Below are 5,792 nucleotides of genomic sequence, written 5' to 3'. Positions count from 1 at the left end.
GACAAACCGCCTGTTTCGTTCTGCGTCCCGGCGCTCCCCCATCTGCCGCCGTGTCGTCACACGGCCACGTTTGGCGACCGCTCCCGGTGGCGTTCAGGATCTCCCCGGTGATGAAGCTCGCGCTGTCGGAGGCGAGGAAGACGTAGGCGGGGGCCATCTCGGCGGGCTGCGCGGCGCGGCCGAGCGGGCTCTGCTCCCCGAACTTCTCGGTGTCCGGCAGCGTGGAGGGGATCAGCGGGGTCCAGACGGGGCCGGGCGCCACCGCGTTGACCCGGATGCCGCGTTCGGCGAGCTGCTGCGCCAGCCCCTGGGTGAAGGTGACGATCGCGCCCTTGGTCATGGCGTAGTCCAGCAGCGGCGGGCTGGGCTGGTACCCCTGCACCGAGGCGCTGTTGATGATGGAGCCGCCGGCGGGCATGTGGGGCAGCGCCGCCTGGCAGAGCCAGAACATGGCGTAGAGGTTGGTCTTGACGACCCGGTCGAACTGGGCGGTCGGGATCGCCTCGATCCCCTCGGGCACAGCCATCTGGTAGGCCGCGTTGTTGATCAGCACGTCGATCCGGCCGAACTCGTCGACGGTGCGCCGCACCAGCTCGCGGCATGCGGCCTCCTCCCGGATGTCGCACTCCTGGGCGAGGGCACGGCGACCGGCGTCCTCCACCAGGGCGACGGTCTCGCGGGCATCGTCCCGTTCCTCGGGGAGGTGGGTGAACGCGACGTCGGCCCCCTCGCGGGCGAACGCCAGTGCGACCGCCCGGCCGATTCCGGAGTCACCCCCGGTGAGCAACAGGCTCCGGCCCTCGAACAGCCCGGATCCGCGGTAGCTGTCCTCGCCGTGGTCCGGTCGGGGCTCCATGCGCGCGGTGCTGCCGGGCGGCTCGTCCGACTGCTGCGGGTAGGGCGGCACCGGGCCGGCCGCCGTCGGGTCGATGGGCTGGTCGGGGCTTCCGGTCGGTCCGGTCACGGAGGTCTCCTCGGTCGCTGCGGGGGCCGGCGGCGACCGCCCCGTCGTGCGGCGGGCGGCGGTCGGGCCGACGGCCCGGAGCGGGGCGTGCGTCCCGCGATGGTGAACGCTCGGGTTGCCACCGGGAGCGGTCGCCAAACGTGGCCGTGTGACGACACGGCGGCAGATGGGGGAGCGCCGGGACGCAGAACGAAACAGGCGGTTTGTCCCGGGTCGTCCCCGGGTACTCGGTCGCGTGGGCAGCCCTCCGCACCGGCCCGCGTAGCGGGCCCGTCCGCTCGCCCACCGGGCGACGGGAAAGGACGTCACGATGCACACGCGCCCCCCGGACCCTCCGGGACCCGCCCCGACCCTCGGCGGCACCGCCACGGGAGACGCCGCGCCGACCGGTCCCGACGAGGGCGTGACGACCGGCGCCCCGTGCTGGGCCGGACTGATGACCCCCGACCCCGAGGCGGCGATGGCGTTCTACTCCCGGGTGCTCGGCTGGACCAGCCGTGTCGCTCGCGGGCACCCGGGCCGCGGGCTGACGGCGCTCCACCGCGGTGTCCCGGTCGCGGGCCTCACCGAGCCGGTGCTGCCCTCGGCGACCCCGGCGTGGACGGTCTACTTCGCCACCCACCGGTTGGACCGTGCCGTGGACGACATCCGCTCCGTGGGCGGCACCGTCGCCGTCGGGCCGCTGACCTTCGAGGGCGGTCGCGCCGCCTGGGCGTGCGACACCGCCGGTGTGCAGTTCGGCGCGTGGGAGGCCCCGCTCTCGTCCTGGCGCACCGACGGCGCCGCCGGCGCCCCGCAGCGGATGGAGCTGCACACCGAGGACCCGTTCGCCGCCGCCCTGTTCTACGGCCACGTCTTCGGCTGGGACGCCCCCCACGCCACCCCGTTCTCCGTCTCCTACGACGAGGACCGGGTCGTGGTCCGGGTCTCGGGACAGGCCGTCCTGGAACTCGGCGACGCCCTGCCCTGGCGGATGCTCGGCGTCCCGGAAGCGGGGTGGACACCGCACATGCGGGTGGACGACTGCCCCCGGGCCGTGGCGGACGCGCAGGCCGCGGGCGGGCAGGTGCTCGCCGCGCCCCGGTCCGGCCCGCACGGGATCAGCGCCGTCGTCTCGCACGCCGCGGGGGGCGTGGTGCGGCTGGTCACCGATCGCGACGACTGACCCGTCCTGGCGCGGCCGGTCGGCCGCCCGCCGTTCGCCTGTCGCCGCGGCTCCGGAGCGCCGTTCGTTCTGTCGTCCGCGCCCTCGCCGGGCGGTGCACCTGGCGTGGCCGCGGAGCGGGGGCCGCCGGGACGAGGGTGCCGCAGCGGTGATCGGGGACGACCCCGGCAGGCCACGGAACGAAGACCTGGGACGCCGACGGCGCGGCGGACACCGCGGGCGCCGGGAGCGGGTCAGCACCGGGCACAGCTGGAGGAGAGAGATGACGGACCGAGGCCGCGACCTGACAGCGGAGCTCACGGCCGACCACCGCGCCCTGGAGGATCTGCTGGTGCGGCTGCACGCCGCCGTCGGGCGGCGCGAGCGGCGCCGGCTGGCGGACGAGCTCACCGTCGCCGTGGTGCGTCACGCGCTGGCGGAGGAGCAGCACCTCTTCCCCGCGGTCCGGCTGTACGTTCCGCACGGGGACGCCCTGGCGGAGCGCGAGGAGCGAGCGCGGACGGAGATGGAGGCCGTGCTGGAGGGGCTGGAGAGGGAGCCCGTGGAGGGCACCGGCTTCCGCACCCTGCTGGCCGGGCTCCGCCGCGGTGTGACCGAGCACGTCCACGGCCAGGAGGAGGAGCTGTTCCCCCGCGTCAGGGCGTCGCTGGCCGGCGGGCAGCTGCGGCGACTGGGTGGACGTGTCCGTGAGGACGGGGCGCGGGCTCCGAGGGCCGCGGACCTCTCCCCGCCGCCGACTCCGCCGATCGACACCGCGGTCAGCCTCGTCGACCGCGCCCACCTGGTGTTCTCGGGCCGCACCGGTCCCCGCGCCCACCGGCACGGATGGTGACCGGCCGCCTCGCCCACGCCCCGCCGCCCGACCAGCGACAGCGCGCTCCGATTCCCGCCGCCGCAGACAGGAATGGGCCATGACCGACACCGGTGCCACGCGCACGTCCGATCCCCTCGCACTGCTCCTCGCAGCCGACGATCTGCAGGACTACCGGCGGTCGCTGGCCGGCGCCGCCCTGGTCCTCGCGCCCTCCGCCGACCGGGCCGCCCTGGTCGTGGAGCGCCCGGGCCGCCCGCCCGTCTCGGCTGTCGCGAACCGGGCACAGGACTCCGACGCGATCGGTGCCCCGCGCCGGCCGGCGCCCGGACCGGTCCTGACCGCGCCGTTCGTCGGCGGCGCCACCCCGCGGACGGCTGACACTGACCCCGTCTCCGCAGCGGCCGCTCGACTCCGCCGACCGGGAGGGCGCCCTCCGCCTCGCGGAGCGAGTGCCCGACATGGTTGCCCTGGCGCAGCGACTGTTCGACGCCCAGCTGCTCGCCCGTGACCTCCAGGCGGCCATGCAGTCGCGCACCGTCATCGACCAGGCCGTCGGCATGGTGATGAGCAGCCGCAACTGCTCCTCCGACCAAGCGATGCGGTGGCTGCGGACGCTCTCGCAGCACCGCAACGTCAAACTGCGCGACCTCTGCGCCCACCTGGTCGGCCGACTCCCCGGCACCCCCGCGCCGAAGCGGCTGTGCCCGCGCCCGTGAGCGGGAGCCCGCCGCCTGAACCCCGGCGGCCCGCCGCCCCGGGCCGACCCGGACGGACGGACCTCCCGCGGCTGGACACCCTCGCGTCACGGCCGGACGGGCTGCTGCGCCGACTCGGCCTGCCGGCCCCCGCCCGGCACCACTTGTCGTCCTCGCGCCGCGCGTCGGCAGACGCCCCGGTCGGGGCGGTGCGGCGCTCTCCGCGCCGGCCGGCGTCCCGCGGTGGCCCGCGGTGCCGGCAGAAGAGGCGCTGTCGTGGAAGCGGCTCGACCGCCGGGGGCGGGGATGCCGGTCGCCTGCGGGCAGGGTCGCCCCCGGGAGCAGACCCGGCGGCTGTCCCCTTCCGGCCCCGCAGCCGGTGCCCGACATCGCGGCCGGCGGGGGCGTCCCGCTCAGCTCCCGCCCTCCCGGGTCGCGGCGGCGTTGATCCGGCGGCAGGAGTCGCTCAGGATCCGTGAGACGTGCATCTGCGAGACGCCCAGCTCCGCAGCGATGGCGCTCTGCGTCATGCCGGCGAAGAAGCGCAGGTAGAGCACGCGTCTCTCCCGTTCCGGGAGCCGTCGGATCCCGTACCGCGCGGCCTCGCGGTCCACCACCCGCTCGTAGGCGTCGTCCACCGTGCCGAGGACGTCCCGCAGCAGCACCTGGTGCCGCCCGACCGCCACGGCGGCGTCGAGCGAGAGCGGAGTGAAGCCGAACAGGGCCTCGCTGCCCTGCCGCACCTCGTCCTCGGTGAGTCCGGTGTGCGCCGCGATGCGCGCGGGCGACGGCAGCGGGCCCTCGGACGCCATCTCGGCACAGGCAGCACGGACCACGTTGCGCAGGTTCTGCACCCGGCGCGGGACGTGCACGGACCACATGCGGTCCCGGAAGTGCCGCTTGATCTCGCCGGTGATCGTCGGGACGGCGAAGGACTCGAAGGCCTTGCCGACCGAGGGGTCGCACCGGTCGACGGCGGCGATCAGCCCGACGGCGGCCACCTGCCGCAGGTCCTCCAGGGTCTCCCCTCGGTTGCGGTAGCGGTGCGCCAGCCGGTGGGCCATGGGGAGCCAGGCGCGGATCAGCCCCTCGCGCAGCCGGTCGCGGGCCGGTCCTTCGGGCAGTTCCGCGAGATGGCGGAAGTCCGCCACCGTGTCGGGGGCGTCCCGGTGCCGATGGTGCACTGCCATGTGCGAGCGTCACTCCTCACCGATCGCCGGACTCGACCGGGACGGGCGCCGGGGCGCGGCACGAGGCGGGGCATCGGCGGCCGCGCCCGGACGACACCCGTCGCCGGGGCGCGCCTCACCTCCGAAGCACGGGTCCCGGCATGCCACCGGTGGCACCCCGCGAAACGGGATACCGGGGCTGTCACCCGCACGGAGGTGGACACCGGGAGCGGGCACCCGCCGTCGCGACGGCGCCCGTCACGACGAACTGCGGTGCCCGCGGCGCGGGTCCCCGGACCGTCCAGGCAGCGGCGCGCGCGGGACGACGGCGGCTTCCGGACGCCGCCCCGGCGGGGGCGGCCCGTCGAGTTCCCCGCCGAGTGCGGTTCACACGTCGCATCCGACCGCGGCCCGCGCCCCCACCCCTGCGGCGCACAGCAGCGACTGCCGCGCCCGGCGGCGCGGTGCCCCACGCGGGTTCAGGAACGCGCGGGCACACCGGCCTCGGGCAGCGCTGCCAGGAAGTCCCCGAAGCCGCCGGTCGCGCGGGGGCGGAGCCGTGGCGAGGTCAGCACCGGGCAGCCGTCGGTGCGCAGGACGCGGCGGCCGTCGCGCACCAGCGCGGCGACCAGCGCCCGGTCCTCGCCGCAGCGGACCGGCGGGAAGCCCCCGGCCGCCAGGTAGGCGGCCGCTCCGAAGCCGAGGTTGGCGCCGTGGACGTGCGGGTGGTGCCACACCCCGCGTCCGGCGGGCCGCTGCGCCTCGTAGTGGGCGCGGTGCGGCGCGGCGAGGGGGGAGTCGGCGGGGAGCGCGACGGTGCCGACCACCGCGTCCCACCCCTGGCGTGCGTGGGCGAGGTGGTGGGCGATCCACGCGCGCGGCACGGTGCTGTCGGCGTCGGTCGTCAGGACCCGCAGCCGGTCGGGCCGGACGCCGCAGTGCCGTAGCGCGGCCCGGACGCCCGCGGCGCGCGCCGCCCCGGGGC

The 5,792-nt window shown here is 76.5% G+C and carries 6 protein-coding genes; 3 read left to right on the top strand and 3 right to left on the bottom strand.

From position 1 onward, the window contains the following. Positions 1–964, bottom strand: a 964-nt coding sequence (locus tag HCN52_RS21130; RefSeq protein WP_312876816.1) for an SDR family oxidoreductase, incomplete at its 3' end; no start/stop codon positions are given. Positions 965–1,274: 310 nt separating this feature from the next. On the opposite strand from HCN52_RS21130, the gene HCN52_RS21125 reads away from it, so the two are divergent. The 3 genes from HCN52_RS21125 (at position 1,275) to HCN52_RS21115 (ending at position 3,659) form a co-directional block, all read left to right on the top strand. Next, positions 1,275–2,129 (top strand): VOC family protein, encoded by an 855-nt coding sequence (locus HCN52_RS21125; RefSeq protein ID WP_168090038.1) that lies wholly within the window; start codon positions 1,275–1,277, stop codon positions 2,127–2,129. Positions 2,130–2,391: 262 nt separating this feature from the next. Then, positions 2,392–2,961, top strand: a complete 570-nt coding sequence (locus HCN52_RS21120; protein WP_168090037.1) for a hemerythrin domain-containing protein — start codon at positions 2,392–2,394, stop codon at positions 2,959–2,961. Positions 2,962–3,401: 440 nt separating this feature from the next. Further along, positions 3,402–3,659, top strand: coding sequence for an ANTAR domain-containing protein (locus tag HCN52_RS21115; protein ID WP_168090039.1), 258 nt, complete (start codon positions 3,402–3,404; stop codon positions 3,657–3,659). A gap of 392 nt (positions 3,660–4,051) precedes the next feature. On the opposite strand, the gene HCN52_RS21110 is transcribed toward HCN52_RS21115, so the two are convergent. Both HCN52_RS21110 and HCN52_RS21105 read right to left on the bottom strand, forming a co-directional pair. Next, positions 4,052–4,828 carry a SigB/SigF/SigG family RNA polymerase sigma factor gene (locus HCN52_RS21110; RefSeq protein ID WP_168090036.1) on the bottom strand — a complete coding sequence of 259 codons (777 nt, stop codon included), beginning with the start codon at positions 4,826–4,828 and terminating at the stop codon, positions 4,052–4,054. A 458-nt stretch (positions 4,829–5,286) separates the two neighbouring features. Continuing rightward, a partial coding sequence (locus HCN52_RS21105; protein ID WP_168090035.1) for a glycosyltransferase family 2 protein occupies positions 5,287–5,792 on the bottom strand: 506 nt, incomplete at its 5' end.

This window comes from Streptomyces bohaiensis, assembly GCF_012033785.1.
Taxonomy (GTDB): domain Bacteria; phylum Actinomycetota; class Actinomycetes; order Streptomycetales; family Streptomycetaceae; genus Streptomyces; species Streptomyces bohaiensis.
This window is presented reverse-complemented; position numbering and strand designations above follow the sequence as displayed.

Coding starts and splice junctions, on each gene's coding strand:
- HCN52_RS21120 (WP_168090037.1), top strand. CDS start 2,392: ATGACGGACCGAGGCCGCGACCTGACAGCGGAGCTCACGGCCGACCAC.
- HCN52_RS21110 (WP_168090036.1), bottom strand. CDS start 4,828: ATGGCAGTGCACCATCGGCACCGGGACGCCCCCGACACGGTGGCGGAC.
- HCN52_RS21115 (WP_168090039.1), top strand. CDS start 3,402: ATGGTTGCCCTGGCGCAGCGACTGTTCGACGCCCAGCTGCTCGCCCGT.
- HCN52_RS21125 (WP_168090038.1), top strand. CDS start 1,275: ATGCACACGCGCCCCCCGGACCCTCCGGGACCCGCCCCGACCCTCGGC.